13 protein-coding genes and 4 pseudogenes are annotated in these 14,568 nt (G+C 50.8%); 8 read left to right on the forward strand and 9 right to left on the reverse strand.

Features of this window, described 5'->3' with window-relative positions; translation table 11 throughout:
• Window positions 1–165: 165 nt before the first annotated feature.
• The 4 genes and pseudogenes from O3W44_RS23415 to O3W44_RS25230 all read right to left on the reverse strand — a co-directional run bounded on the left by O3W44_RS23415 (window position 166) and on the right by O3W44_RS25230 (window position 4,778).
• Window positions 166–985, reverse strand: a pseudogene (locus tag O3W44_RS23415) (alpha/beta fold hydrolase).
• A 48-nt stretch (window positions 986–1,033) separates the two neighbouring features.
• Window positions 1,034–2,660 (reverse strand): annotated as a pseudogene (locus O3W44_RS23420) (MFS transporter).
• 242 nt (window positions 2,661–2,902) lie between these two features.
• Window positions 2,903–4,119 (reverse strand): annotated as a pseudogene (locus O3W44_RS25225) (amidohydrolase family protein).
• A gap of 17 nt (window positions 4,120–4,136) precedes the next feature.
• Entirely contained in the window at window positions 4,137–4,778 is a 642-nt protein-coding gene (locus O3W44_RS25230; RefSeq protein WP_442954695.1) for an amidohydrolase family protein, read from the reverse strand.
• A gap of 331 nt (window positions 4,779–5,109) precedes the next feature.
• Between O3W44_RS25230 and O3W44_RS23430 the strand changes: the two genes are divergently transcribed.
• The 8 genes and pseudogenes from O3W44_RS23430 to O3W44_RS23465 all read left to right on the forward strand — a co-directional run bounded on the left by O3W44_RS23430 (window position 5,110) and on the right by O3W44_RS23465 (window position 12,059).
• Window positions 5,110–5,796, forward strand: coding sequence for a hydrolase (locus O3W44_RS23430; RefSeq protein ID WP_269295004.1), 687 nt, complete (start codon window positions 5,110–5,112; stop codon window positions 5,794–5,796).
• Window positions 5,797–5,898: 102 nt separating this feature from the next.
• Entirely contained in the window at window positions 5,899–5,994 is a 96-nt protein-coding gene (locus O3W44_RS25235) for a hypothetical protein (RefSeq protein ID WP_442954691.1), read from the forward strand.
• A gap of 125 nt (window positions 5,995–6,119) precedes the next feature.
• A pseudogene (locus tag O3W44_RS23440) lies at window positions 6,120–6,502 on the forward strand (response regulator transcription factor).
• The gene (locus O3W44_RS23445) at window positions 6,502–7,332 is read left to right on the forward strand and encodes a serine/threonine protein kinase (RefSeq protein WP_269295065.1); all 831 of its coding nucleotides are present in this window, start codon (window positions 6,502–6,504) and stop codon (window positions 7,330–7,332) included. Before O3W44_RS23440 ends, O3W44_RS23445 begins: the two are co-directional and overlap by 1 nt.
• Window positions 7,275–9,290, forward strand: coding sequence for an ATP-binding protein (locus tag O3W44_RS23450; protein WP_269295066.1), 2,016 nt, complete (start codon window positions 7,275–7,277; stop codon window positions 9,288–9,290). The genes O3W44_RS23445 and O3W44_RS23450 overlap by 58 nt, the downstream gene beginning before the upstream one ends.
• Window positions 9,260–9,730, forward strand: coding sequence for a hypothetical protein (locus O3W44_RS23455; RefSeq protein WP_269295067.1), 471 nt, complete (start codon window positions 9,260–9,262; stop codon window positions 9,728–9,730). The genes O3W44_RS23450 and O3W44_RS23455 overlap by 31 nt, the downstream gene beginning before the upstream one ends.
• 87 nt (window positions 9,731–9,817) lie before the next feature.
• A complete protein-coding gene (locus O3W44_RS23460; protein WP_269295068.1) occupies window positions 9,818–10,798 on the forward strand; it encodes a hypothetical protein in 981 nt (326 codons plus the stop codon).
• Window positions 10,785–12,059: a sensor histidine kinase gene (locus tag O3W44_RS23465; RefSeq protein ID WP_269295069.1), complete on the forward strand. Its 1,275-nt coding sequence runs from the start codon at window positions 10,785–10,787 to the stop codon at window positions 12,057–12,059. Before O3W44_RS23460 ends, O3W44_RS23465 begins: the two co-directional genes overlap by 14 nt.
• A 53-nt stretch (window positions 12,060–12,112) precedes the next feature.
• Here the strand turns inward: O3W44_RS23465 and O3W44_RS23470 are convergent, their stop codons facing one another.
• The 5 genes from O3W44_RS23470 to O3W44_RS23490 all read right to left on the reverse strand — a co-directional run bounded on the left by O3W44_RS23470 (window position 12,113) and on the right by O3W44_RS23490 (window position 14,447).
• A complete protein-coding gene (locus O3W44_RS23470; RefSeq protein ID WP_269295106.1) occupies window positions 12,113–12,733 on the reverse strand; it encodes a response regulator transcription factor in 621 nt (206 codons plus the stop codon).
• Window positions 12,734–13,430: 697 nt separating this feature from the next.
• A complete protein-coding gene (locus tag O3W44_RS23475; protein WP_269295070.1) occupies window positions 13,431–13,793 on the reverse strand; it encodes an EthD domain-containing protein in 363 nt (120 codons plus the stop codon).
• A complete protein-coding gene (locus tag O3W44_RS23480; RefSeq protein WP_269295071.1) occupies window positions 13,790–14,044 on the reverse strand; it encodes a hypothetical protein in 255 nt (84 codons plus the stop codon). Before O3W44_RS23480 ends, O3W44_RS23475 begins: the two co-directional genes overlap by 4 nt.
• Window positions 14,041–14,256, reverse strand: a complete 216-nt coding sequence (locus O3W44_RS23485; protein WP_269295072.1) for a hypothetical protein — start codon at window positions 14,254–14,256, stop codon at window positions 14,041–14,043. Before O3W44_RS23485 ends, O3W44_RS23480 begins: the two co-directional genes overlap by 4 nt.
• Window positions 14,253–14,447 (reverse strand): hypothetical protein, encoded by a 195-nt coding sequence (locus O3W44_RS23490; RefSeq protein WP_269295073.1) that lies wholly within the window; start codon window positions 14,445–14,447, stop codon window positions 14,253–14,255. Before O3W44_RS23490 ends, O3W44_RS23485 begins: the two co-directional genes overlap by 4 nt.
• Window positions 14,448–14,568: the final 121 nt, after the last annotated feature.

Here is a 14,568-nt window from a genome sequence, read left to right on the forward strand (position 1 = left end):
TACCGTCGGATATAACATATAACGACAAATTTGCATTACGATGAATTTATGCGCAGCGTAAAATTTCTTCGAATCTGCGTTGCGGCCATAAAAAAGCCGGCTTGTTCGCAGACGCCGGCTCTTGAGAGGTGCAGGGCAGGTTATTAGCCTGCCTGGATAACAAATTTAACGAGACTGCAAAAACGACAGCAAATCTTCATTCAGCTGATTTTGATGCGTTACGGCAAAGCCATGAGGGGCATTGTCATACACTTTCAGTTCTGCATCCGCGATCATCTCTGCCGCCATTTTACCGGTTGATTCAAACGGAACGACCTGATCGTTACTGCCATGAATAACCAGCGTCGGAACGTCAATCTTCGCCATGTCAGCGCGGAAATCTGTTTCTGAGAATGCTGTGACACAGTCCAGGGTGCCTTTAGCGAAGCCAGCAGGGCGATGTTTAGCGTCTGGGTTAAAACGCCTTCTGAAACCACCTGACCTGCATTAGTGCCATAAAACGTCGCGTTAAAATCACTGATAAATTGCGCACGATCCTTGCTTAGCCGTCGCGGATGCCAGCAAAAACGGATAAATCGATACCTTGCGGATAGTCACTGATTTTGCCAAAGACAGGCGTCACGGCACCTAACAGCACCAGTGCCGCAATACGTTCACTGCCGTAACGGCCAATATAACGCGCAACATCACCGCCACCCATAGAGAAACCGACCAGAGTTACATCCTGCAGATCCAGGTGATTAATCAGCTCATTAATGTCAGACGCGAAAGTATCATAGTCATAACCTGTCCAGGGCTGATCTGAACGGCCAAAGCCACGTCGGTCAAAGGCGATTGCGCGATAACCACGCTCCGCCAGAAAGTTCATCTGACTGTCCCACATATCTGCATCCAGTGGCCAGCCGTGGCTGAATAAAACCGGTTTTCCTGTTCCCCAGTCTTTGAAATAGATCTGCGTACCGTCGTGGGTTTTAAATGTGCTCATAGTAAGGACCTTTGTTGGGTTTAAAGAATAAAAGCCGGGTAACATTAATTACATCGGTGCCACCAGATACCGGACTTCAGGATGTTTCTCGCCCTGGTGGAAGGCGTAAACGCGACGCTGTATCTTTTGATCGTTCATGGTGTAGCGATCCTGTTGTCGCAAATGCTCCATCCATGAAGCCACGACAAAGGTTTCGACAAAAATGCCGGGTTGAAGAATATCTTCATAAACACACCAGTTAATCGCGCCGCCACGACGTCGCACGCGACGCATATCCTGCATACATACGATAAACTGGCGCGCATCATCCGCGTGGATAAGGTACTCATAGCTCACCATCACCGGGCCCCGGTCATGATGAATGTCAATTGCCGGAATGGCTTCGCTTCCGCTGCTGGCATCCAGATTCAGATCCGGATCTTTATCCAGGCGCCAGCGAAAAACCGTTGTGCTGGCAATAAACATGCCTGCCGCTGCGATGCACAGCGATACTGGAATTGAAAAATGCGATGCCAGCTGTCCCCAGACAGCACTGCCAACTGTCATTGAGCCAAAAACACCGTCAGATAGACCGCCAGCGCACGGGCTTTTACCCATTTAGCTGCGCTGCGTTGTGCACCGAGATTGAGCGTAGATAGCACGGCAATCCATGAAAAACCGGTAAAGAATATAAATGCATTCAGTAGCCAGAAATGACGGACAAAAGCCAGGGCCAGCATGGTCAGGGCAAACAGCAGACTGGCCAGTACCATCAGGCTGTCTGAACTGAAACGCTTACGCAGGCGAGGGAGCAGGACAGCCCCGAAGATGGCACCGACGCCTATAAAAGCCAGCATGATCCCATAACCGCCTGGCCCAAGCCCAAGCTCCCGACGAGCCACCAGCGGCAGCAAAGCCCAGCCGGCACTGCCGAACAGGAAAAAGGCAACAGTGCGTATCAATACATTACGTAAGACCGGCGCAGCATGGACATAGCGAAGCCCGGCGCGCACAGCAGAAAAGAAATGTTCTGGTGGCAGGCGCTGAATGCCTGGCTCGGCTTTCCAGCGATACAGCACCCAGGCCACGCCCAGCACAGAGATTGCGTTGAGCAGGAACACCATCCAGGGGCCGACAAATGAAAGAATTAGCCCGCCAAGCGCCGGACCGATTGCGCGGCTGATATTGATCCCTAAAGAATTAAGCGCAATGGCGGGGCCCAGCGCATTTTTACTGACCAGGTCCGGCACAATAGCCTGAAAGGGGGCGAACTCATTGCCGCACCGGCACTCAGTAAAAAGGCCGCAATTAACAGAATCAGTGGTGTCACGTGGCCTGTAAACGACAGCGCAGTCAATCCGGCTGCCGTGATGAAGACCCAGACCTGAGAAAAAAGCAGATATTTACGGCGATCAACAATATCTGCCATCACCCCAGAGGGCAGGGCAAAAAGAAACATAGGCAGACTGCTGGCGGCCTGCACCATGGCGACAGACAGCGGATCGGCACTGAGCGTTAACATGGTCCAGTTCACGCCGACATCGTTCATCCATGAACCGATATTGGAAACAACAGTCGCCAGCCACAACATGCGAAACACAGGTTGATGCAACGGTTGCCAGGGAGAAGCACTTACTGCCGGCGTTTCTTTTAACGCTTCTGCCGTTGCGCTGTGAATATCGTTAATTTGCGCCATGTCGCGCCTCCTGTAAATCGCCTGCGAACAATAACCAGCCAGACTGACCTTCGGTTACAGACCGGTCAGGATGAACAACAGCCTCGCAACCCGTAAGATGCCAGTGCGGGTAAGCAGGCGACCCCAGTGATAAACACCGGACAGACAATTTCTGCGTGCAGCACCGGCAGGCTACCCGCCAGGCGCACGCAGAACAGCCCCCGAGCATGCCGGGGTGCAATCAAAGAGAGCTATTCACAGGACTAAAACGCAAAGCAGCTACAGCCGAGTGCGCCCCAGAAGGCGTTATCATCGGCCACGGGCACGCCTGAGCCACGAGCAACATCGTGATTATGTGTGTGAATGCCACACGGTCCGCTGCAGTGGTGCGCCTGTGGCATCATGCCAACACGAGTTTGTGCAACGGAAGGCGCGCAGCGGTAGTGGCCTGGGACATTCACGACAGGCGACCATTCAGGCAACACCGGAATTGAGGGCGGCGCTTCAGCATTAAAGCTCCCGGCTGCGTAAACCACCTCGCCATTTACGACGGTAAGAACAGATTCAATGCCTTTGATTTCCTCTTCCGGCACCCTGAAATAGTCTTTGCTCAATACCGCCATATCGGCCAGCTGGCCGACTTTAATCTGACCTTTTTACCCTGCTCACTGGAGAACCATGCGCTGCCCTGGGTCCAGAGCATCAGAGCGGTTTCTCTGTCGAGGCGAGCGTTGACATCATACATTTGCATTCCGCCAACGGTGCGACCGGAAACCAGCCAGTAAAGTGCCGTCCAGGGGTTATAACTGGCTACGCGGGTTGCATCGGTGCCCAGTCCAACAGGCACACCCGTTTCGAGCATACGGGCAACCGGTGGCGTATGGCGTGTGGCTTCCAGACCGTATCGTTCGGCAAAATATTCACCCTGAAACGCCATACGATGCTGTACAGCAATTCCGCCACCCAGTTCTTTGATGCGATCAATATTCTTCTGAGTAACGGTTTCGGCATGATCAAAGAACCAGTGCAGGCCGTTAAACGGAATATCGCGGTTGACTCTCTCAAAGACATCAAGCATGCGGCTGATGGATTCGTTATAAGTCGCATGCAGGCGGAATGGCCAACGATGTTCAACCAGGTGGCGTACCACGCGCTCCAGTTCCTCTTCCATGCCGGGCGCCAGATCCGGCCGAGGTTCGAGAAAGTCTTCAAAATCAGCCGCCGAAAAAACCAGCATTTCACCTGCGCCGTTATGGCGAAAATAGTCACTGCCCTGGCCTGGCGTGAGCATATCTGTCCACTTTTCGAAATCTTCCAGTTCATGGCCAGGCCGCTGTGTAAACAGGTTATAGGCGATGCGGATCGTCATCTGCTTTTTCTGATGCAGTTCGGCAATGACTGCGTAATCTTCCGGATAGTTCTGGAAACCGCCGCCGGCATCAATGGCACTGGTCAGACCCAGCCGGTTGAGTTCGCGCATAAACTGACGGGTGGAGTTTATCTGTTGCTCAAGCGGCAGCTTTGGCCCCTTGCCAGCGTTGAATAGAGGATCATGGCGTTTGGTCGGGCAATTAACATTCCGGTTGGGTTGCCATGGCTGTCACGCTGGATCTCTCCACCTGGTGGATTCGGTGTATCTTTGGTATAGCCAACGACTTTCAGCGCGGCGCGATTGAGCAGTGCGCGATCGTATAAATGCAGGATAAATACGGGTGTGTCCGGTGCGGCTTCATTGATTTCATCCAGCGTTGGCATGCGGCGCTCGGCAAACTGAAACTCCGTCCAGCCACCCACTACGCGAACCCACTGGGGTGTTGGAGTACGCAGCGCCTGCTCTTTGAGCATACGTAACGCATCGGACAGTGACGGAACGCCTTCCCAACGCAGTTCAAGGTTGTAATTCAGACCACCACGGATCAGATGTAAATGTGAATCATTAAGGCCAGGAACCGCTGTGTGGCGTTTTAAATCAATAATTTTAGTGCCTTCGCAGTGATGTTGCATGACTTCTGCAAGGCTTCCTACTGCCAGAAACTTGCCTTCACGAATCGCGACAGCGTCGGCGATCGGGTTTTCCCGATCAACAGTATGGAAGGTGCCATTCGTTAAAATCAGCTCTGCTTTACCAGGCGAAACCATAAATCCTCCTGAACCGATATGTCCGCTAAAGCGACTGCTGTCGCAGGACGGGGATTGCGCTGCCGCAAGTCATGCAGGGCACAGATATGGCGGGATTATGGGTAGCGTGATGTCACAGCGTCTAGTTATACGAACGTATAGTTATACACAGAGATAATAGTGCCGAAAAAAAAAGTCTCATACACTCCTGCCAGACAGTAATTTCCAGTCAGATTCAGGATCACGTTAAAACGTGAGCAACGATCTGTAAGGGACTTCGGGTTACTGCCTTCTTTTGCGCCGTATTCATATTCACGGAAATCCAGCTACATTAACCTCAATGGGTAAACGCATGTCTGACTCTAAGCTTGAAGTACTGACTCCTCATAACAGCCAGATTATTTTCATCGACCAGCAGCCTCAGATGGCGTTTGGCGTGCAGTCAATTGACCGTCAGGTGTTAAAAAACAATACCGTTGCGCTGGCAAAAGCGGCGAAAGTTTTCAATATCCCGACAATCATCACCACGGTTGAGACTGAAAGCTTTTCTGGCCACACCTATCCTGAATTGCTGGACGTGTTTCCGGGGCAGGATATTCTGGAGCGCACCTCGATGAATTCGTGGGATGACCAGAAAGTGCGCGATGCACTCGCGAAGAACGGCAAGAAAAAAGTGGTTGTGTCGGGTCTCTGGACTGAAGTCTGCAACAACAGCTTTGCGCTGTGTGCCATGCTGGAAGGCGGGTATGAGATCTATATGGTGGCAGATGCTTCCGGCGGCACCACTAAAGAAGCCCATGACTATGCTATGCAGCGCATGATCCAGGCCGGTGTGATCCCGGTAACCTGGCAGCAGGTTATGCTGGAGTGGCAGCGTGACTGGGCACACCGGGATACCTACGATGCGGTAATGAATATTGCAAAAGAGCATTCTGGCGCCTACGGCATCGGTGTGGATTACGCTTACACCATGGTGCATAAAGCGCCTTCTCGCCAGAAGAGCGAGCATCACACGCTGGCTCCGGTTCCTGCACGCTAATCTCCTTAGCTAACCGGGGCTCATCGCGCCGGTTAGCTTGCCGTATGAAAGGAGAGCCCCGGCGCTTGCAGGGGCAGGTTAAGTCAAAGGGCGGTTTATACCGTGCTCTGTCTCCGTTCACCGGCATTGCCTGTGGTTGCCTTGCTGGAACGCTTCGGTATGCTGGTGAATAAACAGCTGATCTGCCTGATTATCTGACAGCCTGTTACTCTCGCCAGGTTTCACTATGAATGTGTGTCTGAAATCACCGGCACGCCGCCTGCGAGCGAAAAGCACCCTGGAAAGCGTGCTCACCTGCGTGAATACTGCCAGAGGAACACAGCATGACGCTGTCACAGCGCATTATCATCGTCGATGACGAACGTTCCGTCCGCAACGGATTGAGCAATCTACTTGAATCAGAAGGCTATGCTACTGCGGCTTTTTCCTCGGCGGAGGCGTTACTCAATGACGATATCGCGCTTGCTGACGCTGCCTTTTTATTATTGATGTCAGACTGAAAGGACAAAGCGGACTGGAGCTGTTCCGTGAGTTGTGTCACCGGCTAAGAAAGCCGTTGGGTATTCTCATCTCGGGAGACAGCGATGAGGATATGTCCTGGCGCGCGCTGGAGTCAGGTGCGATTGCATTTTTGGCCAAACCTATTGAAATAGATATGCTTTTTTACCACATTCGTCGCGAATTAACTTCCGGGGAGACGGACTGATGAGTTCACTACCTTTCTCTCCACAGCGTCAGGGAGAAGAGGGACTTTCGCTCTCAGACGAGGTGATTTTAACCTCACTTGCCCTGGAAGGCGGTATCGCCTGGTCACTGTGTCATTCTAAAACTTCAGGCGAGACTTTCATTATTGCCCGGGCAGCCAGCGACGAAGCGGCGTTTCAGGTAACACAACTGCTAAAAAATGAATTTGCGCTGCGACATCAGTTGGCAGACAGTTGGGCAATAATCCCGACCGGGCATACCTTTTATCATGGCCGGTATGCACTGATTTATCCGCCTTTTTCTTTTAAGACGCTGACCAGCCTGATGCGGTCACCGTTACCTGCGATCACTGAATTTTTAAGCAATGCCATCAAATTGTGCGCTCCGCTTAGTGAGATGCATCTTCAGGGACTCATTCACGGCAATATTAAACCCTCAAACTACTTTTATGATCATGATGGCGCGTTTCGCTTAAGCGGATTTGGGCTTTCTTCTGCCTCTGCAGAGGCTTTGCTGCATTCGCGATTACCGGTTAGCGGCGGCACGCTGGCTTATATGTCGCCGGAACATACCACCCGTACACCTTACCGCGTTAACAGCCTGAGCGATCTCTACAGCCTTGGCATAGTGCTTTACGAGTTGCTGACAGGAAAGTTGCCTTTCATGCCAGCCGAAGGGGATATTCAGAATGGGTGCATCTTCATATCGCCTCTGATCCTTGCCCTCCACATTTCATCCGGCCCGATGTTCCCTCCGTGCTGTCTGCAATCATTATGCGTTTACTGGCAAAGCTGCCTGAAAATCGCTATCAGAGCGTGGCCGGACTGTTAGCCGATCTCAGACGTTGTCACGGCACGCTGACGGAAGGAGGCGAAATCGCAGAGTTTACTACTGGCCTACGGGACACGCTGTCAGCAACAGATCCCTCGGCCACGCTTTATGCATCCCACCCGCAAGCAGCCAGGTTAACGGCTGTGCTGGAGAAGGTCAGTCAAAGCGGAACATCTTGTTTGGTGATGATCACTGGCGCCCCCGGTACGGGTAAGTCCTCTTTGATCTTCTCGGCCCTGAAACATATTCAGGCAGAAAAAGTGCTTTTGACGGTAAGTAAAGCCGATCGGTATTCACCGGTCATTCCTTACGCGCTGGTTACCGCGGCTTTGCGATCGTTGACGTTACATATACTGGGCATGCCTGCAGCCGAACTGACGCGCTGGAAATCGCGCATTTTGCAGGCGGTTGGCGATTGTGCAGGATTAGCGGTGAATTTGGTGCCCGAGTTAGGTTTGCTGTTAAACCTTAAATCGCAAACGCCCACTGAAACAGATTTTGTTAATGCAGGTGCTCAGTTCACCTTAACGGCATGTAATTTAATCAAGGCATTTGCAACAGCGGAACTCCCGCTGGTGATATTGATTGATGATATTCACTGGGCTGATGAGGCCAGTCTGCACCTGTTTGAAAACCTTTTTAAACACCATGAAGCTATTCCGTTGATGCTGATCGTGACGCAACGTGACTTAGCGTCACTGCCGTGCTCGTTGATACATGCGCATCTGACCCGGTTGCGTCATGCTGCGAATAATGTGGTTGAAATCATGCCTGAGCCGCTTACGGTAAAAGCGGTGGCGCGCTGGCTGGCCAGTGTGTTGCACGTACGCGCCTCAACGACCACCGGTTTAGCGCAATTAATTCATGAAAAAACAGGGGGTAATCCTCTGTTTGTGCAGGAGTTTTATCAACAGGCTGCGCTGGATGGGTTGATCACGTCGGCAAAGCATACGGGTAAATGGAGCTATGATCGCAAGGCAATAATGGCGCGCCGTTATACCGAGAACGTGGCCAGCAGGGTAATGCAACAGCTTAGCGTTATGCCGGAGCAAACCAAGGATTTACTGGGCAGCCTCGCATGCCTTGGCGGCTCGGGTAACTTGACGCTGTTAAGCCAGGTAAAATACCTGACGCGGGAAGAAATTAACGACAGGTTAGCCCCGGCAGTGCAGGCTCAGCTGATCAGTCTCACGGGTGATAACTATGCGTTCACCCATGATCGGGTTCATGAAACCGCTTTTGCCCTGATTGCGGCAGAGGCGCAAAACCATTTGCATTACCGGGCAGCCAGCCAGTTAGCTGAGCAGATTTCTCATTCGGAGGGAAACGATGCTCTGTTCCGTGCCGTTTACCATATCGCTTTGATCACCGGGACGCCGCCTGCCTCCGCTCGGGCTGAAGAGTTCTATTCGCTGGTGTTTTTAGCCGCCAAACGGGCCAAAAACACAGGCGATTACGCGTCTGCGCTGCGCTTTCTGCAAACCGCCAGAACGCTTAAACCGCAGCGGCCTTTTATCCTCATGCTTGAAGAAGCGGAGTGTGAATTTCTGCATGGTAATCTCGCGTCTGCGCTTAATATCTGCGGAAAAATGTTGAGCGCCCCTGGCGATCTGACCGAAAAAGCCAGGGCGGCCTGTCTGATGGCTGAAATTCATATGCGTCAGTCAGATATTCCGCTGGCTCTGGAAACCACCATCGCCTGGCTGGCCGTTTTCGGCATTCATTTCATTCGCCATCCTGATAATGATGAATGTGATGCGGCACGTACATCACTTCAGCAGCGGGTAGGTCGCGATCCGCATAGTGCCTTTATGCCCTTAGCGTTAATGCAGGATCATGAAATCGAATCGGTGATGAATCTGTTAGCCAGCTCGACTGTGTTCGCCATTTTGTCTGCCCGCGATTGCATTTTCTGCTGCTATGCAAAATGCTGCATCTCACGCTTGATCATGGCGTAACGGGAGCATCTGCCTTTGCCATCTCATGGTATGGCGTACTCATCGGAGATCGCTATGGTGAATATAAGCTGGGTTTCCGGTGCGGCATTCTCGCCCGCGAATTGGTTAATCAACATGATTTCACGCAGTATCGCGCCAGAACATTAATCTCACTCGACAGATTAAGCATCTGGACGCAACCCATTTCATTTGCGATAGATTGCGCAAAAGCGACGTTTGCTGCTGCTGTGGCTATCGGCGATCGCACCACGGCCTGTTTCGCGCTGCGCCATCAGATCATGAACTGCCTGGCGCGGGGCGATCATCTTGATGCGATTCTGACCTCCATTGAGCGTGCGCTGGCTTTCGTTCGCAAAGCACGATTTAAAGATGTGGAAAACGTTCTGATTATGCAGCGTTGCTATGTTAACACGCTGCGCAATCCAACGGGCGACCCCTGACAGGCCATCATCTTTTTCCGCCTTCTCACCGGATACGGCGCCCACCGCGACGCCGTCAGGGGCCATCGCGCTGGTCAAATTCTGGTCGTGGATATACCGTGGCAAAGCGCATTTTTAAGTGAAGAATTTATCAGCGCCAGCCACTGTTTTGATCAGGCCGCACGGTTGAGAGAGTCCATTGCCGGACATATTCATATTTTTGATTTTCATTTTTACAGTGCACTTTCGCTGACGGTGCCACTGATTGCTGAACAATACACGCCGGATGTTCAGAACAAAGTCGTGCATCACTACCAGCAAATTGCCGGCTGGGCAAACGAGAATCCTGGTACTTTTTCTGACAAAGAGGCGCTCTTGTCGGCAGAAATATGCCGCCTGGAGGGAAAAAGCCTGCCCGCCATGGAAAAATATGAGACAGCAATACGTCTTTCACAGGAAGGCGGCTTTATACACATCAATGCACTGTGTCATGAACTGGCAGGGAACTTTGCCCATTATGCAGGCCTGAATGTTGCGGCTGATGCCTACTTTAAAAAAGCGATCAACGCCTGGAGAGAGTGGGGGGCAGCGGCTAAGGTGAGGCAGCTTGAAAGAAAACACCCCTATCTGGTCACTGCTGCGCCAGTAACGCCTTTCAACACCATCTCTTTCGCACAGAATGAAACGGTGCGTGATTTAGAGAGTGTGGTGACGGCCATCAGAGCGTTGACAGAAGAGATCAATCTTGACCGCCTGATCAATACGCTGATGATGATGCTGCTGGAGCGAGCGGGCGCACAACGTTGTTTACTGATCCGCATCCTGGACAATAACCTGCCTGAAACAGAAGCAAAAGCGGTAATGACCCCTGACGGGATCCGCGTTGACATTGTGAATGAAGCGCCGACAGCAACTGATTTGCCGCTTTCCGTTCTGTCTGCGGTAATTCGTACCGGACAGGAAATCCGTACCGGAAAGCCAGAGATATTTAGCCCGTTCAGTCAGGATCCCTATCTTGTCGCTTCCGGCGCGGCGGTAATGTGTTCCTGTATTCAAACAGGCCAAACTGGTTGGCGTGCTCTATTTTGAAAACCGGCTCATGCCTGATGTATTTACCGCCGAACATTCAAAAATCATTAGCACGTTAGGTGCTCAGGCAGCCGTTTCACTTGAAACGGCACGTTTGTATAGTGAATTGCTTGAAGAGAACGTACAGCGCCGACGGGTTGAGAAAGAACTGCGTGCCAGCCAGACCTCTCTGATGCAAGGCGAACAGATTAGCAATACCGGAAGCTGGCGCTGGGAACTGAAACAGGATCTGATGATGATATCGGATGAATATGGCCGCATTCTCGGGTTACCTGCCGCGCAAAAATCCCTTTCAATGGCTGATTTTTTAACCCGCGTTCATCCAGACGATCAACCCAGTATCAGTGAGCGGGTCTCGGAGAGCGTGCGTAATGGCATGAATATGCGGGCGGAGTTCCGTATTCTGCGACCCGATGGCGACTGTCGCTATATCCTGGGAATTGGCGATCCCGTTGAAAACTGGCCTGATGTTAAAGAATATTTTGGCATTATTCGGGATATTACGGCGCAGCGTCAGGCGGAAGATGCCGTTCGCATTGCCCAGGCGGATCTGGCGCGCGTTTCACGTGCCACCACGATTGGTCAGCTTACTGCCTCAATCGCGCATGAAATAAACCAGCCATTAATGTCGATTGTTGCCAATGCGGGGGCGAGCATGCGCTGGCTGAATCGGGATCCGCGTTATCTGGCAAACGCGCGGGAAAGTTTGCAGGAGATCATTACTGAGGGGAAACGTGCGGGCGACATCATTCGCGGCCTTCATGCCTTAACCCGAAAACAAGAAACTTTATTCACACAGGCGAATCTGCACACCATTGCCCGCCATATTCTGTCTATTTCGCGCAACGAAATTGAACAAAAATGGATCGCGCTGGAGTTAAAACTGCAGGCAAACAGCGCCGAAATCTACTGTGACAATATTCAGATACAGCAGGTTTTGCTCAATCTTATCGTTAATGCGATCGAAGCGATGAGCGGTGTTGAGCATCGTCCCCGAATACTGACACTGACCTCAACCAACCCCAGCGCAGATACGCTACGCTTCGAAGTGGCTGATACAGGCAGCGGCTTGTCACCCGACGTTATCGGTCATCTTTTCGACTCATTCTTCACGACAAAGAAAGAGGGGATGGGCATGGGGCTTACCATCAGTCAAAGCATTATCAAAAAACATGGTGGGGAATTAATGGCTGACAACCGGCTGCCACATGGAAGCGTGTTCTGGTTTACTCTGGAGGTAAAGCCAGAACAGAACACGTAACAGGCTGGCCTTCTTACCGGCGCAATTTTCCTGCACCGATAAGGATAAAGGCGTTACCGGCTGCGAGACTTACCCAGATTGAGCCTTTCGGCTGCTCTGACTAAATCAGAAAGTGAACGTGCCTGCATTTTTTCCATTACGCGTCGCTTGTGTACTTTAGCGGTAATTTCACTTACCCCCATCTCGTGCGCAATTTGTTTGTTCAGCAGGCCGCCAATAGCCAGTAACATGACTTCAGACTCGCGGGGAGTGAGTGATTGATGGCGAACTGTCAGGTCGAGCTTTTCAATTGAAGAGACCATATTTTCCTGGGAAATGTGCAATGCTTTAGAAACGCTATTGAGAATTTCCTCAGGATCGGCAGGCTTAGTCAGAAATTCGTAAGCGCCCTCTTTCATTGCTTTTACCGTGACAGGAATAGTGCCAAATCCGGTAAGAAAAATAGTGGGTATTGAATAGCCCCGTTGATGTAATGTGCGGTTAACGTTTAATCCGTCTAAATTGGGCATGTTAATATCCAGAATAAGACAACAGGGCGCAGGGTAGATGGGATGTGATAAAAAATCCTGAGGTGAAGAGAAATCCGCAACATCATAATCTTCTGAGCGAAGTAGTTGTATCAGAGAATTTCTTACTGAATCATCATCATCTACTACGTAAACCATTTGATTCATATTTCCCCCAACTGGAAACGGATTAGCGGCTACCTGATTCAAAGGATCACCTGTGCACAACAAGGAATGAAAAGCGATAAAGACGACAAGATAAAGCAAGCTAAAGGGTCACCGCGATAATACCATAATAATTCTCATTATCACCTTTAAAGTCAGCACTGCGCGCAGGTAAGGTAACCCACTGACCCAAAAGGTCAAATCATGAGCAGGTTTTGAGCCAGGTTAACAGCAAAAGTGTAATTTTCAGGTTTGGCGGCAAAGTGACGTCGGCTCGCGACCTGTCACCGTGCTGGCGTGATTCAACGAAATAAACGCATCATCGAAATATCGTTAACAGAGATAATCTGCTTATATTCATAGCGCAAAATGCGTGCTTTTATCAACTGCGGGTTAACATGCAAACTTTTAAACGGCGATTCAGCCATTTTAATATGGACGAGTCTGTCATACGCCGGTTATCTCTATTGCAATAGCAGCATTGCTGTTAACAGTTAATTCGTGTGGCATAAGGTTGTTTCTGAATAATTATTGCGTGTGAAAAGTAGTTGCCATTAACACCAGGTGAAATAATCCATATATATTAAAAAATTATGAAGATAAAAATGGTTGTGCATCGTTCAATAAACGGCTTTGAAGCCAGCCGTTTATTAAAACCCACATCATGCCGATATAATATTTTTGTCTGGCTGCATTAACATCATGTTTTTTTGGTGACTTTTTCTGATGACAACCGGTTAATTACATTATAATTTACTGCTGTCCAAAATTCAGATCGCTCAGAATCAATAATGGTGTGCTCAGCGGCTTCAATATGTGCCCAGTCACGTGTGCAGATATAGTCTTCTACATCATTTAAGGACGCGAAAGACAGGACGGTTATGCCATCTATTTTCTCGCCTTCAGGATCTTCCTGCGTCAGGTCAAAGGGGTGAAGCTGAGCATAGCGGCTGACATATTTTTTTGTTGCGTCCATGGAGGCGACGAGATCGGCATGATCGTGCAACCACTGGTGTTGAAATGCTTCCCGGCTCAAAGCGGGCTGCCGGTAATGAATTTTCACCAGGCTGAAAGGATCGCGGTGACGGGCAGAGGAATAATAATGAATTCACGCGCCAGCTGCCGCGTAACTTTACGAAACACCGTTTGCTCATCGGCAATAATGCGTTTGGCATACTGCTCTTGTGTAAGGGTTTGTTCTGTGTCGTCTACTGAGTTGTAAGCGATGTAGGCAAACCCATCCCATGAGAGACGATGATAGACCGGCACTCGTGCTGCGGGGTCAGCGACGAGGCGGTTGTGATCGTCGATCATGGCACGATAGGGGGTCTAAACCAGGAGGAGGGGCCAGATGCCAGCCGGTGAACCTGATCGTAGCGCAAAACGCTGTCATTTTGTGTACCGGGCCCCGCATAGGCAAATTTCGGCCCATGTACCTTACGCCAGTATTCATCCCAGTGTTCAAAGGCAAGATTTGGTTCAGCCTCCAGTGCCAGTTTTGCAGCATGGCGATCTGGCTCAGTCACTTCTTTTCCTGTGCAATCAACAGAAGACCCTTTATCGTGCGGGCGTTCAGTCCACTGCGTATTATCGCTACGTAATACAAATGTCGGCGTAACAACAAGGGGCTGGTTTGATGCTTCTTTGGTTTCACCTGCGGGGGACGCTGCAACATATCGGAGCGAGTAAGATCGCCGAAGTGGGAAGTATCGTTCATCTCTTTTCCTTATTGCCAGTGAATATAAACATCTGCACGGGTTTGTTTAGGTCCCTGCCGCTTGCACCGGATACCACCGCTTTGATTAACGTACAACAGGGCATTTTTCGAACGGCAGGGT

Origin of the sequence: Pantoea sp. LMR881 (assembly GCF_027157825.1) — a bacterium.
Taxonomy (GTDB): domain Bacteria; phylum Pseudomonadota; class Gammaproteobacteria; order Enterobacterales; family Enterobacteriaceae; genus Pantoea; species Pantoea haifensis.